The organism is Immundisolibacter sp., from assembly GCF_028696615.1.
Taxonomy (GTDB): Bacteria; Pseudomonadota; Gammaproteobacteria; order Immundisolibacterales; family Immundisolibacteraceae; genus Immundisolibacter.
The window spans coordinates 1-2,835 of record NZ_JAQVGQ010000292.1 but is presented as its reverse complement, the minus strand read 5'-3'; the positions used below and the strand labels follow the sequence as shown (position 1 = coordinate 2,835).

The window sequence follows — 2,835 nt, the reverse complement described above, 5'->3', positions numbered from 1 at the left end:
TTGCGCTGACCGGAACTGTTGAGCCGGTCACATGCGCACACGACGCCCGAGTTTGAAGGCGTGGTGTCTCATTTCACGAGCCTGCGCGCCCCGATCGAAAAATTTTTTTGTCCGGACAGCGGCGGGCCGCACAACCGTGTCCGCCCGTTTGCCGGCGCGTCCCCGGCGGCGCGCCTGCGCTTGCCTAAAATAGCGACACATCCCGCCAAACCGTCCGGTGCCATGCCCGCCTCCCACCTGTTGCAGCTCGCCTTCGGCCTGCCGGCCGAAGTCCTTTACGACGACGCCGGGCTGGGCCGGGTCGATCGGGCGTTTTTGGGCTGGCTCGAAGCGACCGATGCGTCGCTCGCCACGCGCCTCACGACCGCCCGCGCGGCGCCCGGCAGCCTGGACGACAAGGCGCACAGCGAGCTGCTGATTGCGCTGGCGCCGCAGGTCGAGGATTTCATCGGCGAGCTGTTCGGCATCGCGCCCGAGCTGCGCGCGCTCAGCGCACGGCTCGACGCGCTGGCGCCGCTGTCGATCTGCAAGCGGCAGTTCGTTCAGCGGCAGGCGGCGCGCAAGCTCGGTCCCGAGCAGGCGGCGCAGGAGGACGGCCCGGCGCTCGCCGCGCAGCTTGAAGAACTATTCGGCGAGCCGTTTTCGGAACTGGCCTTCGCGCGGCAGGTGAACGCCTGGTCCGATGCGCCCGAGCAGCACGCGGGCGCGCTCGATCTGGCGCTGCGCTACGCCGCCTGGGCGCTGCATACGCCGGCCGGGCAGGCGGCGCACGCCGGCGGCGTGCTGTTTCGCGAGCCGCACAAGCTGGACCCGCAGCACCTGGTGCCGCTCGCCACCGTCCGCGAGCAGATCATCACCCGCCATCGCCTGGACGGCGCGCCGCGCCGGCGCGACGGCTTTGCGCTCACCGACGCCGGCGGCAGCGCCGAGTACGTGCAGGATCAGGCGCATTACTGCATCGGCTGCCACAACCAGGGCAAGGATTCGTGCTCGCACGGGCTGCGCGAGAAGTCGGGCGCGTTCAAGTCGAGCGCGCTCGGCGTGCCGCTGCAGGGCTGCCCGCTCGACGAGCGCATCTCGGAGATGAACACGCTGAAGGCCGCCGGCCACGCGGTGGGGGCGCTCGCGGTGGCGGCGGTGGACAACCCCATGCTGGCCGGCACCGGCCACCGCATCTGCAACGACTGCGCCAAGGCCTGCATTTATCAAAAGCAGGAGCCGGTCGACATCCCGCAGGTGGAAACGCGCACCCTGCAGGACGTGCTGGAGCTGCCCTGGGGGTTCGAGATCTACAGCCTGCTGACGCGCTGGAACCCGCTCAATCTCGACCGGCCCCTGCCGCGCCCGGCCACCGGCCGCAAGGTGCTGGTGGCTGGCATGGGCCCGGCCGGCTACACGCTGGCGCACCACCTGTTGAACGACGGCCACACGGTGGTGGGCGTCGACGGCCTCAAGATCGAGCCGCTGCCGGCGGAGCTCACCGGCGTGGCCCCGGACGGCACGCGCCGGCCGCCGCGCCTGATCCGCGACGCAAGCGAGCTGTACGAGCCGCTCGACGCGCGCGTCATGGCCGGCTTCGGCGGCGTCGCCGAGTACGGCATCACCGTGCGCTGGAACAAGAATTACCTGAAGCTGATCCGCCTGCTGCTGGAGCGGCGCGCCGGCTTTGCCCTGCACGGCGGCGTGCGCCTCGGCGGCACGCTGACGCTGGATGACGCGTTCGAGCTTGGCTTCGACCACGTGGCGCTCGCCATGGGCGCCGGCCGACCGCGGTTCGTCGACGTGCCGAACGGGCTTGCCCGCGGCGTGCGCCAGGCGTCGGATTTTCTGATGGGCCTGCAGCTCACCGGCGCGGCGCGGCGCGATTCGGTCGCCAACCTGCAACTGCGCCTGCCGGTGCTGGTGATCGGCGGCGGCCTGACCGCCATCGACACCGCCACCGAGGCGCTCGCCTACTACCCGCTACAGGTGGAAAAGTTCCTTGCCCGCTACGAGACGCTGTGCGCCGAGCGCGGTGAGGCCGCCGTGCGGGCGCGCTGGGATGCCGAGGAGCAGACCATCGCCGACGAGTTCATCGGCCATGCCCGCGCCATCCGCGCCGAGCGCGCCGCGGCTGCTGCCGAGAATCGCGCCCCGCGCGTGCTGGAGCTGCTGCGGTCCTGGGGCGGCGCCACGCTGGTGTACCGCCGCCGTCTCGTCGATGCGCCCTGCTACACCCTCAACCACGAGGAGGTGCACAAGGCGCTCGAAGAAGGCATCGAGTTCGCCGAGTGCCTGGCGCCGGTCGGCGTGCAGGTGGACGCGCACGGCCACGCGTCGGGCCTCGAGGTCGAGCTGCAAACCGTGGGCGAGGACGGCCGCCTTGCGAGTAGCGGCCAGCGGCAGGTACTGCCGGCGCGTGCGATTTTGGTCGCCGCCGGCACGGTGCCGAACACCGTGCTGGCGCGCGAGGCACCGGGCACGCTGTCGCTCGACGGCGCCTATTTCCGCAGCCTGGACGAGCACGGCGAGCCCCAGCCGGCGCCGCGCCTGGCCAAGTCCGGCGAGGTGCCGATGCTCACCCAGCGCCGCGCCGACGGCCGCGCGGTGAGCTTTTTCGGTGACCTGCACCCGAGCTTCGCCGGCAACGTGGTCAAGGCCATGGCGAGCGCCAAGCGCGGCTATCCCGTGATCAGCCGCCTGCTGGCTGCGCGCGCGCCGGCCAGCGCCGAGACCGCTGCCGATTTCCACGCCCGGATGCATGGCCTGCTGCGGGCGCGCGTCGAGCGTGTCGAGCGCCTCACGCCCACAATCGTCGAAGTCGTCCTGCACGCGCCGCTGGCCGCGCAGCGCTTC

Annotated in this window: 1 protein-coding gene; it reads left to right on the top strand. The window is 71.6% G+C overall.

The features are described from left to right. Positions 1 to 222: 222 nt before the first annotated feature. A partial coding sequence (locus PHC73_RS13375) for an FAD-dependent oxidoreductase (protein WP_300129248.1) occupies positions 223 to 2,835 on the top strand: 2,613 nt, incomplete at its 3' end.